11 protein-coding genes are annotated in these 23,773 nt (G+C 70.5%); 6 read left to right on the forward strand and 5 right to left on the reverse strand.

The window, feature by feature from the left end; translation table 11 throughout:
• The first annotated feature begins 127 nt into the window (after window positions 1-127).
• The 4 genes from ACQP2F_RS01140 to ACQP2F_RS01155 all read left to right on the forward strand — a co-directional run bounded on the left by ACQP2F_RS01140 (window position 128) and on the right by ACQP2F_RS01155 (window position 13,470).
• Window positions 128-1,231 (forward strand): FAD-binding oxidoreductase, encoded by a 1,104-nt coding sequence (locus ACQP2F_RS01140; protein WP_433299825.1) that lies wholly within the window; start codon window positions 128-130, stop codon window positions 1,229-1,231.
• A 43-nt stretch (window positions 1,232-1,274) separates the two neighbouring features.
• Window positions 1,275-1,754, forward strand: coding sequence for a hypothetical protein (locus ACQP2F_RS01145; RefSeq protein WP_433299826.1), 480 nt, complete (start codon window positions 1,275-1,277; stop codon window positions 1,752-1,754).
• Between the two features lie 107 nt (window positions 1,755-1,861).
• Window positions 1,862-12,943, forward strand: coding sequence for a LamG-like jellyroll fold domain-containing protein (locus ACQP2F_RS01150; protein ID WP_433299827.1), 11,082 nt, complete (start codon window positions 1,862-1,864; stop codon window positions 12,941-12,943).
• Window positions 12,940-13,470 (forward strand): hypothetical protein, encoded by a 531-nt coding sequence (locus ACQP2F_RS01155; protein ID WP_433299828.1) that lies wholly within the window; start codon window positions 12,940-12,942, stop codon window positions 13,468-13,470. The genes ACQP2F_RS01150 and ACQP2F_RS01155 overlap by 4 nt, the downstream gene beginning before the upstream one ends.
• 3 nt (window positions 13,471-13,473) lie before the next feature.
• Here the strand turns inward: ACQP2F_RS01155 and ACQP2F_RS01160 are convergent, their stop codons facing one another.
• A complete protein-coding gene (locus ACQP2F_RS01160; RefSeq protein ID WP_433299829.1) occupies window positions 13,474-14,088 on the reverse strand; it encodes a dihydrofolate reductase family protein in 615 nt (204 codons plus the stop codon).
• A gap of 49 nt (window positions 14,089-14,137) precedes the next feature.
• Window positions 14,138-16,165 carry a SpoIIE family protein phosphatase gene (locus ACQP2F_RS01165; RefSeq protein ID WP_433299830.1) on the reverse strand — a complete coding sequence of 676 codons (2,028 nt, stop codon included), beginning with the start codon at window positions 16,163-16,165 and terminating at the stop codon, window positions 14,138-14,140.
• A gap of 112 nt (window positions 16,166-16,277) precedes the next feature.
• On the opposite strand from ACQP2F_RS01165, the gene ACQP2F_RS01170 reads away from it, so the two are divergent.
• Together ACQP2F_RS01170 and ACQP2F_RS01175 are read left to right on the forward strand one after the other, a co-directional pair.
• Window positions 16,278-20,666, forward strand: a complete 4,389-nt coding sequence (locus ACQP2F_RS01170) for a HAMP domain-containing protein (RefSeq protein WP_433299831.1) — start codon at window positions 16,278-16,280, stop codon at window positions 20,664-20,666.
• Window positions 20,667-20,694: 28 nt separating this feature from the next.
• Window positions 20,695-21,246, forward strand: a complete 552-nt coding sequence (locus tag ACQP2F_RS01175) for a response regulator (RefSeq protein WP_433299832.1) — start codon at window positions 20,695-20,697, stop codon at window positions 21,244-21,246.
• A gap of 1,337 nt (window positions 21,247-22,583) precedes the next feature.
• On the opposite strand, the gene ACQP2F_RS01180 is transcribed toward ACQP2F_RS01175, so the two are convergent.
• From ACQP2F_RS01180 to ACQP2F_RS01190, 3 genes are read right to left on the reverse strand one after another with little or no spacing between them, the layout of a single operon-like run.
• A complete protein-coding gene (locus ACQP2F_RS01180) occupies window positions 22,584-22,922 on the reverse strand; it encodes a thioredoxin family protein (RefSeq protein WP_433299833.1) in 339 nt (112 codons plus the stop codon).
• Window positions 22,913-23,281, reverse strand: coding sequence for a MerR family transcriptional regulator (locus ACQP2F_RS01185; RefSeq protein WP_433299834.1), 369 nt, complete (start codon window positions 23,279-23,281; stop codon window positions 22,913-22,915). Before ACQP2F_RS01185 ends, ACQP2F_RS01180 begins: the two co-directional genes overlap by 10 nt.
• Window positions 23,282-23,329: 48 nt before the next feature.
• Window positions 23,330-23,656: an STAS domain-containing protein gene (locus ACQP2F_RS01190; protein WP_433299835.1), complete on the reverse strand. Its 327-nt coding sequence runs from the start codon at window positions 23,654-23,656 to the stop codon at window positions 23,330-23,332.
• Window positions 23,657-23,773: the final 117 nt, after the last annotated feature.

Below are 23,773 nucleotides of genomic sequence, written 5' to 3' on the forward strand. Positions count from 1 at the left end.
GTAACGTTACCGGCCTAGCTGCGGAGACAGAGATTTTTCGGGTGCGGAAGAGACCGCGCGTTCGAACACCTGTACGATATGCCAGAGTGGACGATCTTAGAGCTTGTCGATCTTTTGGGACGTACGCGTGAACGACCGCTTACTCGACGCGCTGGTGGACATCTGCGGGCCCGACTTCGCCCGGGCGGCCCGCTCGATCGATGAGGTGGGCGGCTCTCGGGCGCGTTACGTCGCCGTGCCGGCCACCAGCCAGGCGGTTGCCGACGTGCTGCGGCTCGCGGCCGGCGAGGGGCTCTCGGTGGTGCCGCGCGGCTCCGGCAGCAAGATCGATTGGGGTACGCCGCGGTCCGGCCCGGATCTCATCGTGGACACCGGCCGGCTCAACGGCCTGTGGGACCACGACGTCGCCGGCCAGACCGTCGAGGTCGCCACCGGCACCCCGGTGCGCTCGCTGCAGGCCGCCCTCGCCCTGCGCGGCCAGCGCCTGCCGGTCGATCCGCCGTCCCGCACGGCCACGGTCGGCGGCATGCTCGCGGTCAACGAGTCCGGTCCGCTGCGCTACCGCTTCGGCACCCCGGCCGAGCACGTCGATCGGGTGTCCTACGTCGATCTGACGGGCCGGATCGCCGAGTCCGACGGCGAGGGCGACCGCCCCGGCCTCGCCGAGATCACCGGCGTGCTCACCTCGGCCGTGGTCCGGCTCCGGCCGACGCCGGCCGAGCGCCGCTGGGTCACCCGCGACATCGCCAGCCCGCTGCAGGCGGCCACGCTCGCGGGCGAGGCGGCCGGCCATGAGGTCAGCGCGGTCGAGGCCGATCTGCCGGGCGACGGCCGGGGCGCGATCTCGGCCCTGTTCGAGGACGCCGATCCGAGGTCGCTGGCGGAGGCGTGGGGGGTGCCGGTCGCGCCGGTCGCGCCGCGCTGGTGGGGTCGGTACCCGTTCGGCCGGGACGACGTCGCCCTGCGCCTCGCGGTGTCCCCGGCCCATCTGGCCGCCACCGTCTACGCCCTGTCCGACGCCCTCGGCAGCCCGGTGCCGGTGCGCGGCTCGGCTGGCATCGGGAACGTCGTGGCGGTGCTGCCCGGTTCGCTGCCGGCCGAGCGGCTCGAGCAGATCATGGAGACCGTGCGGCACGTGCTGATGGCCCGCGGCGGCCGGGCGGTGCTGATGTCCGCGCCGGTCGAGCTCGCGAGCCGGGTCGACATGGCCGCCCCCCACGAGCTGTTCTGATCGCGTTACCCTGTCGCCTCTTCCCGATCTTGAAGGCGGCGTGGTGACAACTCTGCTCGGCAACCGGCGGCTGTGGTGGATCGCGGCCGGCGCGGCCGTGGTGCTGGCCGGTGTGGTGGTGTGGCTGGTGGCCCGGCCCGGCGACGACCCGGTGCGCGAGCGCCGCTACCGGGCCGAGTCGGCCTGCCTGCTCACCGGCGAGCAGGGCATCCGCGGCCTGGTCGCGAGCCAGGTCTGGGCCGGCATGCAGCGCGCCTCGCTGGAGACGAAGGTCCAGGTGACATTCCTCGACGTGCCCGGTGCCGCGAGCGCGGGCGCGATGCTGGCCGGCCTTTCCCAGGGCCACTGCGACCTCTTGCTCGCCGTCGACGCCGAGCCGGTCGCCGCGGTCGCGGAGGGTGCGAAGACGTTCCCCGGCCAGCGGTTCGCGGTGGTGGGCGGCGCGGCTGCGGCCAACGTCACTGTCCTCGATGGCACGGCGGACGCCGCGTACGGATTTCTGACCAGGGAGTTCACCGACTGATTAGACCGTTGTCGAAACGTTATCGACGATGATCAAAACGGGGCAGCTCGCGGACTTCGACGTGCCTTAATCTTCGCTTCCGCCAAAATTTGATCATCGGAGGCCACGTGAGTCGCCCGGCTCGACGTCTCGCGCTGTCGCTCAGCTTCATCCTCGTGTTGACGATGGGCATTCCCACTGGTGGCCTCGAGGGGTCATGGCCGCTGGGGTGGCTCAGCCCCAGCCGGCTCAGCTGGTTGTTCACCGACGCCGCCTCGGCCGCGATCGGCGTCCCGGTGCAGAAGCACGGCCCGGACGGCGCCGGCTCGCACTACGCCGGCAAGTCGCACGGCTACGAGCAGCCCAAGCCGGTCAAGAAGCCGGCCTGGACGGCGCCCGCGAACGAGGGCGAGGACGCGTTCGACCCGGCGACCTCCACCAAGGAGTCCGGCCGGTCGAACGCGTCGAGCGACATCTACCGCAACGCCGACGGCTCGCAGACCGTCAAGCTCTCCACCGGCAAGCTGAACTACAAGGACCGCGACGGCAAGTGGCGGCCGATCGACACCACCCTGGAGAAGGGCAGCGACGGCCGGCTGCGGACCAAGGCGAACTCGTTCGGCGTCTCACTGGCCGCCCGCGCCCAGCAGCAGCCGGAGCTGGCGAAGGTGACGCTGCCCGGCGGGCAGACCTTCTCGTACCAGCTGCAGGGCGCCCAGGCGGTGACGCCCACGGTCGACGGCGAGGAGAGCACGTACGCCGGCATCCGTCCCGGGGTCGATCTCAAGGTCAAGACGCTCACCAACAGCGTCAAGGAGACGATCGTGCTGCGCGGCCCGTCGTCGCCCCGCGAGTTCGTCTTCCCGCTGAAGACCGACGGGCTGACCCCGCGGCTGAACGACAAGGGCGAGCTCGAGCTGCTCGACGCGAGCGGCGCGGTCGGCCTGCTCGTGCCGCGGCCGTTCATGGAGGACGCCAGCCCGGTCGACGCGATGGGCGAGCGGGCCAAGTCGTTCGACGTCACGTACTCGCTGGTCGCGGTGGACGGCAAGCCGGCGCTCAAGGTCACGGCCGGGGACACCTGGCTGAACGACCCGAAGCGGGTCTGGCCGGTCGCGATCGACCCGACCGTCTACGTCGGCAAGACCCTGAACGAGGGCGACGCCTTCGTCGACAACGAGACCGACACCGACGCCTCGACCCAGAACGGCGACTCGCTCGCGGTCGGCCGCTGGCAGAACAACATCGCCCGGTCGTTCGTGAAGTTCTCCGACTTCGACACCGACGGCTTCGTCGGCAAGCGGATCACCGGGGCCAAGCTCTGGGTGTACCTGACCTGGGCCAGCACCTGCGACTCGTACCGCTACATCTACGTGCACAAGGTGACCGAGGCGTGGACCGTGGCCGAGGTGGCCGCGTCCAACCTCAGCGGCGGCCCGGCGTACACCTCACCGATCGGCTCCGTGAAGATCACCGACCACACCCCGGGCTGCACCAACACCGCGGCCAACCGCTCGGTCGGCCAGTGGCACTCGGTCACGCTCGACCCGACGACCCTGCACGACTGGGCCACCAACCGCGGCGGCGCGAACTGGAACCAGGGCCTCGCGATCACCGGTGAGGAGGGCGTCACCGACTCCTGGAAGCGGTTCACCTCCGGCAACTACAGCGACACCTACAAGGTGTGGCTCGAGCTGAACTACGCCAACAACGTCGCGCCGCAGGTCAACGCCCTCTTCCCGCCGTCGGGCACGCAGTCGCCGACGCTGACCCCGCAGCTGATCGCCGACGGCTACGACCCGGACGGCTTCCCGGCCACGCTCGAGTACAACTTCGAGATCTTCGAGGAGTCGGCCACCGGCGCCCAGACGAAGATCAAGGAGTCCGGCTGGCGCACCGACAAGACCTGGACCGTGCCCAGCGGCGTGCTCAAGTGGGGCGGCCGGTACCGCTGGCAGGTGACGCTCAACGACGGGCGGAACAACGAGGGCGTGCCCTCCTACACCTGGCAACCCGCCTGGCGGTACGCGCTCACCACGCCGGTGCCGCAGCCCGCGGTCACCTCGTCGCTCGACCAGAACGGCGACGCCGGCTTCGCGCCCGGCTCCGGCTCGTACACGACCGAGGCCACCGACGCCCAGGTCGCGACGCCCGGGCCGGCGCTGGCCATCACCCGCTCGTACAACTCGGCCGACAACCGGGTCTCCGGCGCGTTCGGCGCGGGCTGGTCGTCGCTGCTGGACGCCAAGGTCACCGAGCGCAAGGACGCGGCCGGCGCCCAGCTCACCGTCGAGGCGACCTATCCGACCGGGCAGACCGTCGCGTACGGCCGCAACGCCGACGGCAGCTACTCGGCCGGCCTCGGCCGCTACGCCAAGCTCGTGACGGTGACCGGCGGCGGCTACAAGCTGACCGACAAGTCCGGCGTCGGGTATCTGTTCACCACGGCGCTGGCCACCGGCGTCTACGGCCTCACCTCGGTCACCGACGGCAACGGGCGCGCGCTCACCCTGACCTACACCGGCGGCAAGGTCAGCAAGCTCACCTCGTCGGCCGGGCAGCGCACCCTGAGCGTCGCGTGGAACGGCGCGCACGTCGCCTCGGTGTCCACCGACCCCGCCGTCGCCGGCGACAACGCCACGATCTCCACCTGGACCTACGCGTACGCCGGTGACCAGCTCACCACCGTCTGCCCGCCCACGTCGTCGACGCAGTGCACGACGTACGGCTACGCCGACGCCAATCTCTATCCGTCCACCGTGGAGAACTTCGACGCGTACTCGTACTGGCGGATGAACGACGCCGCCGCGAGCAAGACCGCGGCGAGCAGCGCCATCGAGCGGATGGGCACCGACGTCGGCACCCACACCAACGTCACCCTGGGCGCGGCCGGCTCCGGCGCGCTGACCGGATCGGCCGCCACCTCGGCCGGGTACAACGGATCCAACGCCTCCACCGGCCTGCCGGCCAAGGCGGTCTCGCAGAGCGGCTACCAGTCGATCTCGATGTGGTTCAAGACGTCGACCACGGCGAACGACCACGTCCTGTACGCACAGAGCTGGGACCCGCTGAGCAAGGGCACCACGAAGTCGCCGTACCACCCGGTGCTCTACATCGGCACCGACGGCAAGGTCTACGGCAGCTTCCCGACCCTCCCGGCCGCGGGCAAGCTCGGCCAGATCGTCGGCGCCGCGTCCGGCCAGTGCCTGGACGCCACCAACGGCGGCACCGTCAACGGCGCGGCGCTGATCCTCTACGGCTGCAGCGGCGCCGCCAACCAGCAGTGGACGCTCACCTCGTCGGGGCAGTTCCAGTTCACCAACGGCAGCACCACCCGCTGCCTCAAGGAGATGGGCACCGAGGCCGGCTCGCGGGTCGTCGTGCAGGACTGCAGCAGCACCGCCGCCAACCAGAAGTGGCGGGTCACCGGCGAGGGCCGGATGGTGTCGCAGGAGTCGGGCATGTGCCTGCACCCGCTCGGCAACGGCACCGCCAACTCGACCCCGCTGACCGTGTGGCCTTGCGACCGGCCGTACAACCTGCAGCAGACCTGGTCGGTTCTGGCGCCGGCGCCGCTGTCGTCGTCGGCGACCGTCGCCGACGGCAAGTGGCACAACGTCGTGCTCTCGGCCGCCGGTGACCGGCAGACGCTCTACCTCGACGGCGCCGCGACCGGCACCCAGACCGGCACCCGGATCGTCGACATCCAGCCGCGCTACCAGTACCTCGGCGCCGGCTTCCTCGGCGGCGGCTGGCCGGCCCAGGACAACTCGACCGCCCGCGGCACCGGCACCACCGACTACTACACCGGCTCGCTCAGCGACGTCGCCGTCTTCGACCGGCCGCTGACCACCGACCTGGTGGCCGAGCTCTACGCCGCGCGCACCCCGCGCAAGCTGCTCGCGCAGATCACCCGGCCCGGCGGCGGGACCGACGCGAAGATCGCCTACGACCCGGTGACCGGCAAGGTCACCCAGGTCACCGACGCCAACAACGCGGTGTGGAAGCTCGGCGCCCCCGAGGTCAAGGGCTCCTCCCAGGTGTACGCGTCGGCCGTGCTCGGCGCCGCGCCGACCGACTACTGGCGGCTCAACGACCTGCCCGGCACCACCGAGCCGTACAACGAGGTCAACGGCAACGACGCGGTCGAGTCCGCGACCGTGCTCGGCGGCACGGCCGGCACCGACGGCCCGTTCCGCGACACCATCGCGCCCAAGTTCACGCCGGCCAGCAGCAGCGAGATCGTGGCCGGCGGCCCGTCGATCGACACCGCCCAGTCGTACAGCGCGTCGGCCTGGGTGAACATGTCCGACGCCACCAGCAACCGCCAGGCCGTCGCCGTGCTCGGCAACCGGGCCTCCGGCTTCACGCTCGGCTACGACAAGAACCTGAACCGCTGGATGGCGGCCATGTGCCTGACCGACGCCGACTCCGCGAGCTGCCCGCGGACCTCGTCGACGGCGGCGCCGGCGCTGAACACCTGGACGCACCTCGCGGCCACCTACGACGCGCCGACCAAGACCCTGCGGCTGTACGTCAACGGCGCGTTCCAGGCCAGCAGCGTGCTGTCCTTCACGCCGTGGACCGCGGCCGGCCCGCTGGCGATCGGCAAGTGCCGGTACAACGGGACCGACTGCGACCGCTGGGCCGGCCGCATCGCCGAGGTCGCGACGTTCGGTTCGCGGCTGAGCGACGCGCAGGTCAAGGCCCAGTTCAACGCCGCCGACCGCTCGGCGACCGGGGTGCCGATGCCGGCCCGGTCGGTGTCGCTGGTCGACCCGCGGAACGGGGTGCGCACCCAGACCTACGACCTCTACTCGGGACAGCAGGTCTCGGAGACCGACACGCTGGGCAACCTCACCCAGTACGGCTACGACAGCGCGACCGGCACGCTGAAGCTGCTGGTCGACCCGAACGGCAACAAGACCGAGTTCGGGTACGACGCCCGGGGCAACGTCATCGAGCAGTCGACCTGGCAGGTCCAGAGCGATCAGAGCACCAAGGCGACGACCCGGTTCACCTACTATCCGGACGCCACGACGGCGAACCCGGCGCCCGATCCGCGCAACGACAAGCTGCTGACGATCCGCGACCCGCGCACCGACGGCACCTACACGACGACGTACGCGTACGACACCCGCGGCAACGTCACCTCGGTCACCGACCCGCTCGGCCGGGTCAGCCGGACCACGGTCAGCGACGGCAGCGACGGCGTCCCGGCCGGCCTGACCACCCGCGAGGTCTCGCCCGGCGGCGCCGTCGCCACCACGACCTACACCGCCGCCGGCGACGTCGAGAAGATGGTCGACGCGGCCGGCGCGGTCACCACGTTCACCTACGACGGCCTCGGCCGGGTGCTCACCCGCACCGAGTCCGGCGACCACACCACGTCGTTCACGTACGACAAGGCCGGCCGGGTCCTGACCGTCACCGAGCCGACCGTGCTCAACCGGATCACCGGCGCCGCGCACACCCCGGTGACCACGTACGTCTACAACGCCGACGGCGACGTCACCTCGACCAGCTACGCCGACACCACCGGCGGCGACGCCACCCGCACCGAGACCACCACCTACAACGCCCTGGGCCAGGTCGAGTCGGAGACCGACGCCGGCGGCGCGGTCACCACCTACACCTACGACCCGTTCGGCGAGATCGCGTCGGTCACCGACCCGGCCGGCGTCACCACCGTTGCCGAGTACGACACCGAGGGCCAGCTGCTCACGGTCAAGGTCAAGGACTTCACCGGCGACCCGGACGACCCGTCGCCGGCCGCCGACGTGCGCAGCGAGTTCCACGAGTACGACCCGGCCGGGCGCCTGATCAAGACGACCGACGCCATGAACTGGGCCACCGAGTACGAGTACACCGACAACAACCTGCTGAAGACGGCCACCCGGGTCGACGGCGCCAAGCGGTTCGTGCTCGAGCGGAACGCGTACGACAAGGCCGGCAACCTCACCCAGCAGATCACCAACGACGGGCAGACCACCACCACGTACCAGCTGGACGGCGCCGGCCGCGCCTTCCGCACGACGGCCGACCCGAACGGTCTCAAGCGGACGGTCACCGCCGTGCTCAGCCCGGACGACCAGGTGCTGTCGACGACGGTGACCGACGCGGCCGGGGCCACGGTCGGCTACGGCGAGTCGGTCTACGACCCGATGGGTCGCGAGCTGGCCTCGGTCGAGTACCCGGGGGCGCGCACCGCGCCGGTCGCCCGGTGGAAGCTGGGCGAGAAGACCGGCACCACCGCTGCCGACTCGGCCGGCAACACGCCCGCGGAGTTCACCGGCACGGACGCGGCTTGGTCCACGGACGCGCCGCCGTCCCGGCCCGACCTGACCGGCTCGTTGAAGCTGACCGGCTCCCGGCTGTCCACCACCGGACCGGTGATCGACCCGAACCGGTCGTTCACCGTCGCGGCCTGGGTGAAGCTGAGCAACCCGACCTGGAACCACTCGGCCGTCTCCCAGGACGGCGACGGCTTCCCGGGCTTCACCCTCGGCTACGGCCAGGACGAGCAGCGCTGGTGGGTCGGCCGGTGCCCGGGGCAGAGCGACCAGTGCAGCATCGCCGAGTCGCAGGACACCGCCGCCCTCGACACCTGGACGCACCTCACCGGCGTCTACGACGCGTCGGCCCGGACGATGAGCCTCTACGTCAACGGCGCCTTCCAGAACAGCACCCCGTGGGAGGGTGACGGCAACCTGGCCGGCCCGCTCTCGATCGGTGACCTGGAGTGGACCGACGGCGGGCGCTCCGACCAGTGGCCCGGGAACATCGCCGACGTCCAGGCCTATCAGCGGGCGCTACCGGCGAGCGAGATCGGCGAGGTCTACCGGGGCACCTCGACGGCGGCCGAGGGCACCGTGGTGCGCACCTCCTACGAGCGCGACGCGGACGGCGGCGTGCTCTCCTCGACCGACGCCAACGGCAACATCACCCGGTTCGAGTACGACGAGGCCGACCAGCTCGCGGTGACCATCGAGCCGCCGGTCCGCTCCGAGGTCCACGGCGGCACGCCGGTGACCGCCTCGCCGATCAGCCTGGCCGGCTACAACACCTTCGGCGAGCAGACCGAGGAGAAGGACCCGACCGGCAACGTCGTCACGGTCAGGTACGACGCCGACGGCCAGCCGGTCGAGACGATCTACCCGGAGTACACCCCGCCCGGCTCGAGCGTGCCGCTGCGCCCGCGGGACCGGCTCGAGTACGACAAGCTCGGCCAGGTCACCAAGGCGATCGACCCGCTCGGGGCGGAGACCACCTACACCTACGACAGGCTGGGCCGGCTCACCAAGGAGACCGAGGCCGACGGCGGGACGACCCGCTACGGCTACAACCTCGCCGACGACGTCACCTCGGTGACCGACGCGACCGGCGCCAAGCAGACCGCGACCTACGACTACCTCGGTCGCCAGGTCACCGGCACCGAGATCGTCCGGCAGGCCTCGACCGCCTACACGACCAACTACGAGTACGGCGCCGGCGGCTGGCTCAGCAAGATCACCAGCCCCGAAGGGGTGCAGCAGAAGTCCGGCTACAACGCGCTCGGCGAGGTCACGTCCACCACCGATGCGGCCAACGCCACCACCACCTACCAGTACGACGGCGCGGGGCGGGTGATCCGCACGACGCTGGCCGACAACACGTACGAGACGTCCAGCTTCGACGGCGCCGGCCGGATGGTGGCCAAGCGGTCGTTCGACGCCGCCAACGCCGAGCTGCAGAAGACGACCGCCCGCTACGACCGCAACGGCAACCTGATCGCGGCGACCGATCCGCGCGGGATCACGACCGAGTTCGCGTACGACGCCAGTGACCTGCTGGTCTCGCAGAGCGAGCCGATCACCGCCAACGACAAGATCGTGTCGACCTTCGGCTACGACGCCGCCGGCCGGCCGACCCGGTTCACCGACGGGCGCGGCAACGCGTTCTGGACCACCTACAACACCTGGGGCGCCGAGGAGTCCCGGATCGAGCCGGCCACCACCGCCCACCCGAACCTGGCCGACCGCACCTGGACCACCGAGTACGACCTGGCCGGCCAGGCGGTGGGGGAGATCATGCCGGGCGGGGTGAAGCTGACCCACAGCTACGACGCGATGGGCCGGCTCACCCGGTCGAGCGGCACCGGCGCCGAGGCGGCCACCGAGGACCGGACGTACGAGTACGACCGGAACGGGCGGGTCACCAGCTTCTCCGGCGTGGGCGGCGCGAACACGCTCGCCTACGACGACCGGGGTCTGCTCACGTCGGTCACCGGGCCGTCCGGGAACAGCTCGTTCACGTACACCCCGGACGGCAACACCAAGACCCGGGTGGACGCGGCCGGCACGACGACGTACGGCTACGACACCGCGGGCCGGCTCTCGTCGATCGCCAACCCGGCCACCGGGATCCAGGCCGGCATCGGCTACGACGCGCTCTCCCAGGTCGCCAAGGTGACCTACGGGGGCAGCGGCAACGCCCGCTCGTTCGGCTACGACAGCCTGCACCGGCTGACCACCGACGAGCTCAAGTCCCCGGCCGGCGCCTCGATTGCCAAGATCACTTACGGGTACGACGCCGACTCGAACCTGACCTCCAAGGTGACCACCGGGTTCGCCGGCTCGGCCAGCAACACCTACACGTACGACCTGGCCAACCGCCTGACCAGCTGGAACAACGGCAGCGCCACGGTCGACTACGAGTACGACCGCTCGGGCAACCGCACCCGGGCCGGGGACAAGACGTACACCTACGACGCCCGCAACCGCCTCGAGTCCTCGTCGGCGCGGGAGTCGTACGAGTACACCGCCCGCGGCACGCTGCGGCGAACCATCTCGGGCACCGTCGGCCGGGAGACCCTCGCCGACGCGTTCGGCCAGGTCACCCGCCAGCAGACGGGCGAGGGGCAGTACGCCGACTACAAGTACGACGGCCTGGGCCGGGCGATCAAGACCGGCTTCGCCTACACCGGCACCGGCAACGACCTGGCCGCCGACGGCACCGCGCTCTACACCCGTGACCCCGAGGGCGGCCTGGTCGGCATCCAGCAGTCCGGGACCTCGGTGTACGCGTGGACCGACCGGCACACCGACGTCGTCGCGCAGTTCACGGCGACCGGCGCCGGGCTGGCCGCCTCCACCACGTACGACCCGCTCGGCAAGGTGGTGGCGACCTCCGGCGCCCTCGGCAACCTCGGCTTCCAGCAGGAGTTCACCGAGGCGGCCAGCGGCCGGGTCAACATGCACGCCCGCTGGTACAACCCGGAGACCGGGCAGTTCGACACCGCCGACACGGCCGACCTGAGCCCGGTCGGGGACTCGGCCAACGCCAACCGCTACGGCTACGGCAACGGCAACCCGCTGGCCAACATCGACCCGACCGGCCACTCGATCATGGGCAGCTGCAACGCGATCTTCAGCTGCCTGCTCAAGGGGTTCGTCGACGCGTTCGACCTGATCGACATGGGCCGCAACCTGATGAGCGCGGTCTCGAACCTCTCCGGCACGATCAGCTCGATGATCGGCGGCCTGATCTCGGACGCGAACCGCTGGAAGGGCAGCATCTCCAGCGCGATCCACGACCGGGTCAACTGCGGCGCCTGGTACATGCCGACCAAGCTCTGCAACGGCGCGGTCAACGCGATCTCCACCCTCGGCGGCTGGGCCTGCGCGTTGAGCGGGGTCTGCGACATCGCGTACGACTGCTTCGCCGCCAACGGCAACCGCAACAGTTGCGCGCTGGCCGCCGGCGGCCTGCTCGCCGACGCCGTGAAGTCCCTGATCACCGGCGGCGCCGGCGGTCTCGCCTCGCGGATGTCGAGCCGGATCACCAGCCTGATCAAGCGGTTCAACCTGCCCGACCGGCGCAAGCCCAAGGCCACCCCGAAGTCGAAGAAGCCGGCCAAGAAACCGGCCAAGAAGAAGAAGGCTCCGGCCAAGCACAAGAAGACGAAGAAGACCAAGAAGTCCAGCAAGAAGACCCGCAGCAGCAAGAAGAACAAGCACGGCAGCAAGCCGAGCAAGAAGAAGACGAAGACCAAGGCGAAGAAGCCGGCCACCAAGAAGAAGAAGGGTGGCGGCGGCGCCAAGCCGAAGTCGAGCAAGCCGAAGACCGGCGGCGGCGGTGGCGGCTCCAAGCCGACCACCAAGAAGCCGGGCGGCTCGACCGCGGTCGAGGAGAAGCCGAACCTCAACCTGGGCTCGGCCAAGGGCAACGACAAGGGCGGCCCCGGTTACGACGACCGGACCGACTTCGACAGCTGCGAGCACAGCTTCGCGCCGTCGACCCGGGTGGTGATGGCCGACGGCTCGACCAAGGCGATCAAGGACGTCAAGGTCGGCGACAAGGTCTGGTCGACCGATCCGGCGACCGGCAGGAGTGCGGTCCGGACGGTCACGGCGCTGCACAAGAACCGCGACCACGAGCTGGCCGACGTCACGGTCACCACCGGGGATCGGTCCACCCGCGGCCCGACCGTCGTGCACACCACGCAGAACCACCCGTTCTGGGACGTGGACGCCCGGACCTGGGTGCACGCCGGCGACCTCCAGCCGGGCATCTCGGTCCTGCGCGGCCCGAACGGCGAGCTCCAGCACGTCACCGCGGTCCGCACCTACCGCGGCGCGGCGGACATGCGGGACCTCACGATCGCCGGGATCCACACGTACTACGTGGCGGTCCACGACTTCGCGGCGCTGGTCCACAACTGCAACCGCGGCTACCACCGCGACGAGTACGACTGGGGCGACGACACCAGCGGCCCGGGCGGCAGCGTCCGCTACGGCGGCCTGGACGAGCTGCACCGGCCGACCGGCGTCTGGGCGACGCTGACCAAGGACATGCTGGACACCGGCCAGCCGCCGAACGGCCTGTCGATCGTCGGCCTGCCCAAGGGCATGGGCACGATCCTCAACCTGGCCCGCGGGCACCTGCTCGCCGACCGGCTGGGCGGCAAGCGGAAGAAGTCGAACCTGGCCGCGATCACGCAGGACCCGGTGAACTCGCCGATCATGCGGGACGGGATCGAGCAGACCGTGTACGACGCGGTCGCGAAGGGTGAGACCGTGCAGTACAGCGTCGAGCCGATCTATGTGGGAGACTCGCTGGTCCCGCGGGCGCTGCGGATCAGCGCGTACGGGAACAAGGGGTTGAAGATCGACCCGTTCGAGATCTCCAACCCGGCGGGCATGTTCGGCGTGGGAGATGAGGACTGGTGACCGATCCGCTCGGCGAGCTGACCGCGGTGGTGGCCCCGCCACCACCGCCGGCCTCGGCCTTCCACCAGTGGGACGAGCTGGCGCAGCGCCTCGGGGTGACCCCGCCGGCCGACTACCGCCCGCTGGTGGAGACGTACGGCCCCGGGGTGTTCGACGACTTCCTGCACGTGCTGCAGCCGAAGTCGCACTTCGAGGCCGTCCGGCTGGTCTCGTTCACCACCGCCTACCGGGAACGGCTGCGCGCCCAGCAGGCGAGCGGCCGGGCGCTGCCCCACGATCCCGACGAATTGGTGCCGATCGCCCGCACCGAGGACGCCGACGTCATCTCGTGGCTGGTCCGGCCGGCGGGCTGGACCCTGGTGGTGAACAACGCCTCCCGCACCGAGTGGCTCGCGTACGACGGCGGCCTGACGGCGTTCCTGGCCGACGTCTTCACCCGGCGCCTGCGGATGCCGTTCTTCCCGGACGACTTCCCGTCGGCCGAGCCGGTCTTCACGCCGTACCCGCGCGCGCTTCCGCAGGGCTGAGCGTCAGCGGCGGGCCGGCTCCGGACGGCGGCCCGCCGCTGACGGATGGCGCTCCGGGAGCGGGGTGTTGCCCACGGCGTAGGTGAGGTAGGCGAAGCGACCCACCTGCGCCGACCCGGTGAGGATCAGCTCACGGGCGCTCAGGTGACGCGGCAGCAGGGGAGCGCCGCGGCCGAGCAGCACCGGGGCGATGCCGAGGATGATCTCGTCGAGCAGGCCGTGGTCGACGAACTGGCCGACCAAGTCGCCGCCGCCGACCAGCCAGACGTTCTTGCCCTTGGCCGCCACCAGCATCGCCTCGTGCACGCGCTGGACGTCGCCGCTGACCATGAAGACGTTGGCGTCGGGCACCAGGGGCAGCTCCCGGTTGGCGAAGACCCAGCACGGCACCTCGCCGTACAGGTCGTGCCAGTTCTGCGGGTTGTTCAGCACGTCGTCGTTGCGCAGCACCCACTCGTACGTGTTGGCGCCCATGGCGAACGCGCCCACCCCGGCGAAGAAGCCGCCGAACGGGTTCTCGGCGCCGCCGTCGACGTCGAAGAGCCAGTCGAGCGAATTGTTCTCGTCGGCGATATAACCGTCGATGCTCGTCGCCGTGTAGTACTGAGTTTTCGCCATGTGACCCACCATGCCACGATCTTGCGGGCTTAAGCGGCGAAATCGGCGCTTAAACGGCGTCGTTGCGGAGCACCAGGATCGCGATGTCGTCGCGCGGCTCCTCGACCGAGAAGTTGATCGTGATGGAGCGCAGCCGGGCCGCCATCACGTCGGCCGGATAGCCGGCCAGCGGGCCCGCCGCCTCCCGCAGCCGGGCGGTGCCGAACAGCTCGCGGCCGCGCCGCCGTTCGGTGACGCCGTCAGTGTAGAAGATCAGCGAGTCGCCGGGCTGCAGCCGCACCTCGGCGTCGGGCGAGGAGATCGTCTCGAGCAGGCCGAGCGCGGTGCCGCCCTCGCCCACGAACGACGTCTTGCCGTCGCCGCGCACCAGCACCGCCCGGTCGTGCCCGGCCAGGTGGAGGCAGACCACCAGCGTGCCGTCCGGCTCGCGCCGCACCGAGGCCATCGCGAGCGTGCAGTACCGGCCGCCGCCGCGCTGCACCAGGGTCCGGTTGACCCGGCAGAGGATCTCGGTCATCGGCTTGCCGTCGTCGACCAGGATGCGGATCACGTCGCGGACCAGCCCGGTCACGGTCGCCGCCTGGACACCCTTGCCGGAGACGTCGCCGACCACCACGAGCCAGCGGTCGTCGCCGGCCGGGACCACGTCGTAGAAGTCGCCGCCCACCTCGGAGCCGGTCGGGACGTACTCGGCGGCGAACCCGACGCCGTCGACGTGCGGCAGCGCCGGGGGCAACAGGGACGCCTGGAGCGTACGAGCCACCTTGCGCCGCTCGTCGTGAATGCGCGCGTTGTCGATGGCCAGGGCCGCGCGCCGGGCGACGTCCTCCAGCACCGCGACCTCGTCGGCGTCGTGCCGGTGCCGGGCGTGCTTGCCGATGGCGAGCGTGCCCAGCCGGGCGCCGCGGGCCACCAGCGGGACGGCGAAGCCCTCGGACGGCGGCCCGAACATGACCTGGGTGCCGAGCCGGGACGCCTCCTCGAGCCGGGCGTGCACCGAGTCGGGCCCGGCCTCGGCCAGCGTCTCGTGCAGCTGGGCGAGCGCGCCCTCGTCGGCGTGCGTGGCCGCGGCCAGCTGCAGCCGGCCCCACGCGTCGGTGGTGTGCACCGCGCACCACTGGCCCAGCCGCGGCACCACCAGCTGCGGGATCAGGGCCATCGTCAGGTTCACGTCGAGCGACTGGGCGAGCAGCTCACTGGCCTCGGCCAGGAACGTCAGCCAGGTCTGCCGGCGCAGGTCGGCCCGGCGGAGCCGGTCGTTCTCCAGGTGCAGCGAGAAGCGCTCGGCCACGATCGTCGCCAGCGGCTGGGCGTAGCCGGTGGGTGCCGCGTCGAGCTCGAGCTCGCCCGAGTAGGGCCGGTGCACGGCGAGCGGCACCCGGATCGTGTCGGCGTCGTCGCGGGGCTGGCGGCCGTGCCGGGCCAGCAGCTGCCGGCCGGCGCCGTCGCCGCGGTCGAGCCGCACCACGCCGCCGGCCGCGCCGGTCAGCCGGGCGAGCCGGGCCAGCAGGTCGGCCGCGAACTCGGCGAGCGCCTCGTCGGTCTGCCGCCCCGGATTGATCTGCAGCAGCGTGGTCAGGGCGCCGACGCTCGGGATGCCGGCCTCGGTCACGTTCGCGGCCGGGACCACGGCGCTGGTCGGCTCGGGCGCCGCGCGGCCCTCGAGCCGGAACCAGACGCCCTTGCCGGTGCCCTCGTGCACGGTGCCCCAGCGGCTGGCGAAGTGGTCGACCAGCAGCAGGCCGCGGCCGCGCTCGGCGACCTCGCCGATGTCCACGCTCTCGTTGCGGGGGCCGACCGCGAGCTGCTCGACCGGGCCCGGCGCGAAGTCGGTGACGGTGACCGTCAGCCCGGTGTGATCGGCGCTGACCTCGATGTCGAGCTCGGTGTTGGCGTGCACCACGGCGTTGGTGGAGAGCTCGGTGGTGAGCAGCAGCGCCTCGTTGAGCAGCGCGTCGAGCCCGGCCTCCTCGAGAACCGAGCGGACCAGCGCGCGGGCGGCGGCCGGCGTACGACGGTCGTTGGGCAGCCGGACCCGCCGGACGAGGCCGCCCGCCGGGATATCCGAGACTGACACGCCATGCATCCTCTCCTGTTGATGGGGGGATGTACAAAGTCGTCTCTCGCATTGACCCGGTCGGGCGAGAGAGGATAAGGGGCCCACCGCCGTTGGACAGGATGAGGACGGCATGACTGCGACAAAAGAAGCCCCCGACGAGGCCGCCCTGCTCGGCGAGCTCGCCGAGGCTTTGCGGCGAGTACGCCGCGGCGATCTCAAGGTTCGGTTGCCCCGCCGGGGTGGCGCGGCCGGTGAGGTCGCCGACGCGTTCAACGAGGTCGTCTCGCTCCAGGAGCGGCAGAACCTCGACCTGCGCCGGATCAGCCGGATAGTCGGGCGTGACGGCCGGCTCACCGAGCGTCTCGACGACGAGGGCCTGGACGGCGCGTGGGCGGACAGCGTCCGGTCGGTGAACTCGCTGATCGACGATCTCGGGCGGCCCACCACCGAGATCTCCCGGGTCATCGTGGCGGTGGCCGAAGGCGACCTCTCCCAGCACATGGCGCTGGAGATGGACGGGCGGCCTCTTCGGGGTGAATTCCTGCGCATCGGCCGCACGGTGAACACCATGGTCGACCAGCTCTCGTCGTTCGCCGACGAGGTGACCCGGGTGGCCCGCGAGGTGGGCACCGAGGGCGAGCTGGGCGGCCAGGCGGACGTACGCGGCGTGGCCGGCACCTGGAAGGACCTGACCGACTCGGTGAACCTGATGGCGTCGAACCTGACCCACCAGGTGCGCTCGATCTCGCAGGTCGCGACGGCGGTGGCCCGCGGCGACCTGTCGCAGAAGATCACCGTGTCGGCCCGCGGCGAGGTCGCCGAGCTGGCCGACACCATGAACGGGCTCACCGACACCCTGCGCCTGTTCGCCGAGCAGGTGACCCGGGTAGCCCGCGAGGTCGGCACCGAGGGCAAGCTCGGCGGCCAGGCCGACGTGCCGAACGTGGCCGGCACCTGGAAGGACCTCACCGACTCGGTGAACTCGATGGCGACCAACTTGACGAGCCAGGTGCGCAACATCGCCCAGGTCTCGACCGCGGTGGCCAAGGGTGACCTGTCGCAGAAGATCACGGTGGCCGCGCAGGGCGAGATCCTGGAGCTGAAGGACACCGTGAACACGATGGTGGACCAGCTGTCGTCGTTCGCCGACGAGGTCACCCGGGTCGCCCGCGACGTGGGCACCGAGGGCAAGCTCGGCGGTCAGGCCCAGGTCCGCGGCGTCTCCGGTACGTGGCGGGACCTCACCGAGAACGTGAACCAGCTCGCCAACAACCTCACCGACCAGGTCCGCAACATCGCCCAGGTCTCCACGGCGGTGGCCAAGGGCGACCTGTCGCAGAAGATCACGGTCGACGCCCGCGGCGAGATCGCCGAGCTGAAGAACACCGTGAACACGATGGTCGACCAGCTGTCGTCGTTCGCCGACGAGGTCACGCGCGTGGCCCGCGAGGTCGGCTCGGAGGGCAAGCTCGGCGGCCAGGCCCAGGTCAAGGGCGTCTCCGGCACCTGGCGCGACCTCACCGACAACGTGAACTACATGGCATCGAACCTGACGAGCCAGGTGCGGAACATCTCCTCGGTCACCACCGCCGTGGCCAAGGGTGACCTGTCGCAGAAGATCACGGTCGACGCCCGCGGCGAGATCCTCGAGCTCAAGACCACGGTCAACACGATGGTCGACCAGCTGTCGTCGTTCGCCGACGAGGTCACCCGGGTGGCCCGCGAGGTCGGCACCGAGGGCAAGCTCGGCGGCCAGGCGCAGGTGCGTGGCGTGGCCGGCACCTGGCGCGACCTGACCGACAACGTCAACTCGATGGCGTCGAACCTGACCGCCCAGGTGCGCAACATCGCCCAGGTCTCGACCGCGGTGGCCAAGGGTGACCTCTCGCAGAAGATCACGGTCGACGCCCAGGGCGAGATCCTCGAGCTGAAGAACACCGTGAACACGATGGTCGACCAGCTGTCGTCGTTCGCCGACGAGGTCACCCGCGTGGCCCGTGAGGTCGGCTCGGAGGGCAAGCTCGGCGGCCAGGCGCAGGTGCGCGGCGTGGCCGGCACCTGGCGTGACCTGACCGACAACGTCAACTACATGGCGTCCAACCTGACCGCCCAGGTGCGCAACATCGCCTCGGTGACCACCGCGGTGGCGAAGGGTGACCTGTCGCAGAAGATCACGGTCGACGCCCGCGGCGAGATCCTCGAGCTCAAGGACACCGTCAACACGATGGTCGACCAGCTCTCCAGCTTCGCCACCGAGGTCACCCGCGTCGGGCGCGAGGTCGGCGTCGAAGGCAAGCTGGGCGGTCAGGCGCAGGTCAAGGGCGTCTCCGGTACGTGGCAGGACCTCACCGACAACGTGAACCAGCTCGCCTCGACCCTGACGATCCAGCTCCGGGCGATCGCCGAGGTGTCCACGGCCGTGACCCGCGGCGACCTGACCCAGAGCATCGCGGTCGAGGCCCAGGGTGAGGTCGCCGAGCTCAAGGACAACATCAACCAGATGATCGTCACCCTGCGCGAGACCACCAAGGCCAACGCCGAGCAGGGCTGGCTCGACTCCAACCTGGCCCGCATCGGCGGCCTGCTGCAGGGGCAGCGCGACCTCGGCGAGGTCTGCCGCATGATCATGACCGAGGTGACGCCGCTGGTCGACGCCCAGCTCGGCGCGTTCTTCCTGGTCGACAACGAGCAGGCGGTGATGCGCCTGCGGCTGGCCGCCTCCTACGGCTACGTCGCGCGCAACCACGAGGTGACGTTCGGTCCGGGGGAAGGCCTGGTGGGTCAGGCGGCGGTCTCCCGCCGTACGATCCGGGTCCGCGCGACCCACGACGGCATCCTGACCATGCGCTCGGGTCTCATGTCGATGCCGCCGAACGACCTGGTCGTGCTCCCGGTGCTGTTCGAGGGCGAGATGCTCGGCGTGATCGAGTTCGCCTCGGTCGCGGCGTTCTCCGGGCTGCACCTGACCTTCCTCGAGCGGCTGGTGGCCACGATCGGCGTCGCCCTCAACACCATCCAGGCCAACCGGCGCACCGAGGAGCTGCTGTCCCAGTCGCAGCGGCTGGCCCGCGAGATGCAGGACCAGTCGGCCGAGCTGCAGCGCACCAACGCCGAGCTGGAGGACAAGGCGCAGCTGCTCAGCGAGCAGAAGGCCAACATCGAGACCAAGAACCGGGAGATCGAGCAGGCCCGGCGCGGGCTGGAGGAGAAGGCGCAGCAGCTGTCCCGGGCGAGCGCCTACAAGTCCGAGTTCCTGGCCAACATGAGCCATGAGCTGCGTACGCCGCTGAACTCGCTGCTGCTGCTGGCGCGCCTGCTCGCCGACAACAGCGAGCAGAACCTGACCGAGAAGCAAATCGAGTTCGCCCGCACCATCCACAGTGCCGGCTCCGACCTGCTGTCCCTGATCGACGACATCCTCGACCTCGCCAAGATCGAGGCGGGCCGGATGGACGTCGAGGTCGACCAGATCGACTTCGCCGGCGTCCGGGGCTACGTCGAGCAGGCGTTCATCCCGCAGGCCGAGGAGAAGGGGCTCGAGTTCCGGGTCGAGGTGGCGCCCGACCTGCCGGCCTCGATCGTCACCGACGGTCAGCGGCTCCAGCAGATCCTGCGCAACCTGCTGTCGAACGCGGTCAAGTTCACCGACTCGGGCTCGGTGACGCTGAGCATCTTCGCGGCGCCGCCCAGCACCGACTTCGACATCCCGGCGCTGGCCGCGGCCGGGCAGGTGGTGGCGTTCGCGGTCTCGGACACCGGCATCGGCATCTCGGACGAGAAACTGGCGATCATCTTCGAGCCGTTCCAGCAGGCCGACGGCACGACCACCCGCAAGTACGGCGGTACCGGCCTCGGCCTCTCGATCAGCCGGGAGTTCGCGGCGCTGCTCGGCGGCACGATCGTGGTGTCGTCGCTGCCCGGCGAGGGCTCGACCTTCACGCTGTACGTGCCGGACGCGCTCACGCCCGACACGGCGCCGGCCCTGGCGTTGCCCTCGGAGCCGTCGACGACGGTGGTCGTACGGCCGGCCCAGTCGGTCGACCTGCCGCTGCTCGACCTGCCGCCGGTGATCAGCCACCAGGAGCGGGAGAACCACATCAGCCCCGCCGGCCGCCAGCTGGACGGCGCGACCGTGCTGATCGTCGACGACGACGTGCGCAACGTCTTCGCCCTGACCAGCGCGCTCGAGATGCACGGGCTGAACGTGCTCTACTCCGACAACGGCGTCGACGGCGTACGGCTGCTGGCCGAGCACCCCGAGGTCGACATCGTGCTGATGGACGCCATGATGCCCGACCAGGACGGATATGAGACGACCCGCGGCATCCGTCGCAATCAGCGCTTCCGCGACCTACCGGTAGTCTTCCTTACCGCGAAGGCGATGCCCGGTGACCGGGAGTCCGCCCTCGCCGCCGGCGCCAGTGACTACATCACGAAGCCGGTCGACCTGGACGAGCTGATCGAGCTGATGGCGCGCTGGGTGAACGCCGACAAGACCACCGAACCGGAGCGCGGCTGACCCGGCCTCTTCGGGGAAAGGACTAGATGTGGCGGAACGTGCCAAGGCCCTTCTGGTCGACGACCGTAAGGACAACCTGCTCGCCCTGGAGGCGATCCTCCAGGGCCTGCCGGTGACGCCGGTCGCCGTCGAGAGCGGTGAGGCCGCCCTGAAGCAGCTGCTCACCGACGACTTCGCGGTCATCCTGCTGGACGCGCAGATGCCCAACATGGACGGTTTCGAGACGGCCAGCCACATCAAGCGGCGGGAGCGCACCCGGCACGTACCCATCCTGTTCCTGACCGCCGCCGACCGTGACGCGCAGCTGGCCCTGCGCGGCTACGCGGTCGGCGCGGTCGACTACCTGACCAAGCCCTTCGACCCGTGGGTGCTGCGGGCCAAGGTCTCCATCTTCGTCGAGCTGTGGACAAAGACGCAGCAGCTGAAGGCCCAGGCCGACGCGACGCGCGAGCGCGAGTCCCAGTGGCAGCGCTTGACCGAGACGGTCGACGAGGCCGCCCGCGTCCTGCGCGCGAATGGGGAGGACGCCGCGGCCGAGGCTTTGGCCTTGCTGGAGAAGGCGCGCTGGGGCAGCAATTAGCGCCGGCCACAGCGGCCGTCCGCCGGCGGGCCGTCGGCTCCTAGCGCTCTTGGGCAGTTCGCGGCCGACGCCCGGACGTGCCGTCAGCGGCTCCAGGACGCGGCTCGCCACAACGCCCAGCGTCCCGTTTCGCGGCGCCGTCGACGCGTCTCGCGTCCGTCGGTCGACGCGCGTTCTCGTCGCTGCGAATTCCTGCCTTGGCGTTCGTTTCTGCTCTGCTCGCTCTGCTCGTAGGCGGTGAAGAGTTCGCCCCGTCCCACGGGGGAGAAACTCATCATTGCCCGTCGTGTCCCACCTGCGGGCTGGAGGCCGTCTGCGATCTTCGTGCGTTCCACATTGGCGGACCGCGTCGGTTTGGAGCGTTTGTAGCTTTGCCCGCGACCGTCGCGACGAAGGTTGAAGACTGCGCGCACCCGTTGAGCCCAAACTCTTCAACCATCGGGCTGCCGTTGCGTTCGTTTCTGCTCTGCTCGTAGGCGGTGAAGAGTTCGCCCCGTCCCACGGGGGAGAAGCTCATCATTGCCCGTCGTGCCCCTACTCTGCGGGCTGGAGCCCGTCTCCGATCTTCGTGCGTTCCGCATTGGCGGACCGCGTCGGTTTGGAGCGTTTGTCTCTTCGCCCGCGACCGTCGCCACGAAGGTTGAAGACTGCGCGCACCCGTTGAGCCCAAACTCTTCAACCATCGGGCTGCCGTTGCGTTCGTTTCTGCTCTGCCCGTAAGCGATGAAGAGTTCGAGCGTCCTACGCGCAGAAACTCTTCATTGCTTACCGTGCCGCAGATCGCCGGCGACGGTTGGAGCATATTTCGCCGATCTTTGCGTGTTTTCCACATCGGCGGGATTATCCACAGCTTGGCCGCGCCCACCCGCCTCGCCTTCGAAATTCCGCCACAATGGCATCGGGGGCTTCCCCCTGGGAGGGCGGGCTCCGCGGCGGGCGGCCTCAACGGCGGGCGGGGCTCAGCGGCGGGGCGGGCTCAGCGGCGGGCGTGGCTTAGCGGCGGCGGGCAGGGGCTCGGCGGCGCGGCGCGTGGCTCAGCGGCGGCGGGGCTCAGCAGCGGGCAGGGGCTCGGCGGCGCGGCGCGTGGCTCAGCGGCGGCGGGGCTCAGCAGCGGGCAGGGGCTCGGCGGCGCGGCGCGTGGCTCAGCGGCGGCGGGGCTCAGCAGCGGGCAGGGGCTCGGCGGCGCGGCGCGTGGCTCAGCGGCGGCGGGGCTCAGCAGCGGGCAGGGGCTCGGCGGCGGGCACGGCTCGGTGAGGGGCACGGCTCGACTGTCGGCGGACTGGAGCGCTGAGCGGCCCCCACGACGGGCGGCCCGACCGATCGGAGCGCCCCCCGACCTACCTGTTCACGTACGGCGCGACGGCGTTGCTCAAAGCCGCCCGCAACACCGACTTCGGCCGAGAACCCACCAACGCCCCCGTCTGCACACCCCCCGTAAAGAACACCAACGTAGGCATCGACATCACGCGGTACGCGCGCGTCGTCGACGGGTTCTCGTCCGCGTTGAGCTTGCCGATCAGGAGCCTTCCCTCGAACTCGGGCGCCAGCTCGGTCAGCGCCTGGGCCATCGGGCGGCACGGCGGGCACCACTCGGCCCAGAAGTCGAGCACGACGGGCAGCTCGGCGGCGAGGACCAGCGAGGCGAAGCTCTCGTCGGTGACGGTGATCAGGGGCATCGGGACTCCCGGTGTTCGACGGCCTGGGTCAACTGCTCGTGCAGCCGCCGCCGGACGTCGGTGAGCTGCGCCAGGTAGCCGTCCACCTCGGCCAGCTTCCGGCGCAGCACCGCGACCGAGTCGGGACAGACGTGGCCGGACCCGGTGGCGCGCAAGCACGCGACGAAGGGCTTGATGTCGTCCATGCCGAACCCGTTCGCGAGCAGCGCCCGGATCTCGTGGACGACGCGCAACTCCGCCTCGTCGTACTGCCGGTAGCCGTGCGAATCCCGCGTCGGGCGTACGAGACCCTGCTCCTCGTAGTAGCGCAGGGTCCGCGTGCTCGTCCCGGCCCGGGAGGCCAGCTCACCGATCAGCATGTCCCGACGCTAGGCCTTGACGCCGGTGTCAACGCAAGGGCGCGGATCTCAGGAAACGGAGCTGATCATCAGGGCGCTGCGGAGGCCGGTGATGTCGAGCACGCGCATCAGGAACTCGCCGACGTTGGTCAGCGCGAGCACCGTACGGGCGTGCTGGGCCTTGCGGCTGAGCACCACCAGCGTGCCGAGTCCCTGGGAGTCGCAGAAGGTGACCCCGGCCATGTCGAGCACGATGCGGGCCGGCGGATCGGCCAGCGTCTCATTGACGATGGCGGAGAGGTTGGCCACCGTGAGCACGTCTATTTCCCCGGCGAGGTGCAGGACGACCTCGTCGGGAGCTTGCTCGATGGCGATGGACAACTCCGGCCGCTCCACCCGGTCAGCCTATCGTCCATGGGGTGGATCTGCCCGTTGGGCACGTTCGTATCGGGTCGTTCCGGACAAGCTGGTGTGACGCACGCGCGACGTGAACAACCCTCTTGAGACGGCACG

Source organism: Actinoplanes sp. CA-030573 (assembly GCF_050951115.1).
Taxonomy (GTDB): domain Bacteria; phylum Actinomycetota; class Actinomycetes; order Mycobacteriales; family Micromonosporaceae; genus Actinoplanes.

What these genes read in the sequence shown, in the direction of transcription:
- ACQP2F_RS01160 (WP_433299829.1), bottom strand. Translation starts at nt 14,088, where the DNA reads ATGGCGAAAACTCAGTACTACACGGCGACGAGCATCGACGGTTATATC.
- ACQP2F_RS01170 (WP_433299831.1), top strand. Translation starts at nt 16,278, where the DNA reads ATGACTGCGACAAAAGAAGCCCCCGACGAGGCCGCCCTGCTCGGCGAG.
- ACQP2F_RS01180 (WP_433299833.1), bottom strand. Translation starts at nt 22,922, where the DNA reads ATGCCCCTGATCACCGTCACCGACGAGAGCTTCGCCTCGCTGGTCCTC.
- ACQP2F_RS01185 (WP_433299834.1), bottom strand. Translation starts at nt 23,281, where the DNA reads ATGCTGATCGGTGAGCTGGCCTCCCGGGCCGGGACGAGCACGCGGACC.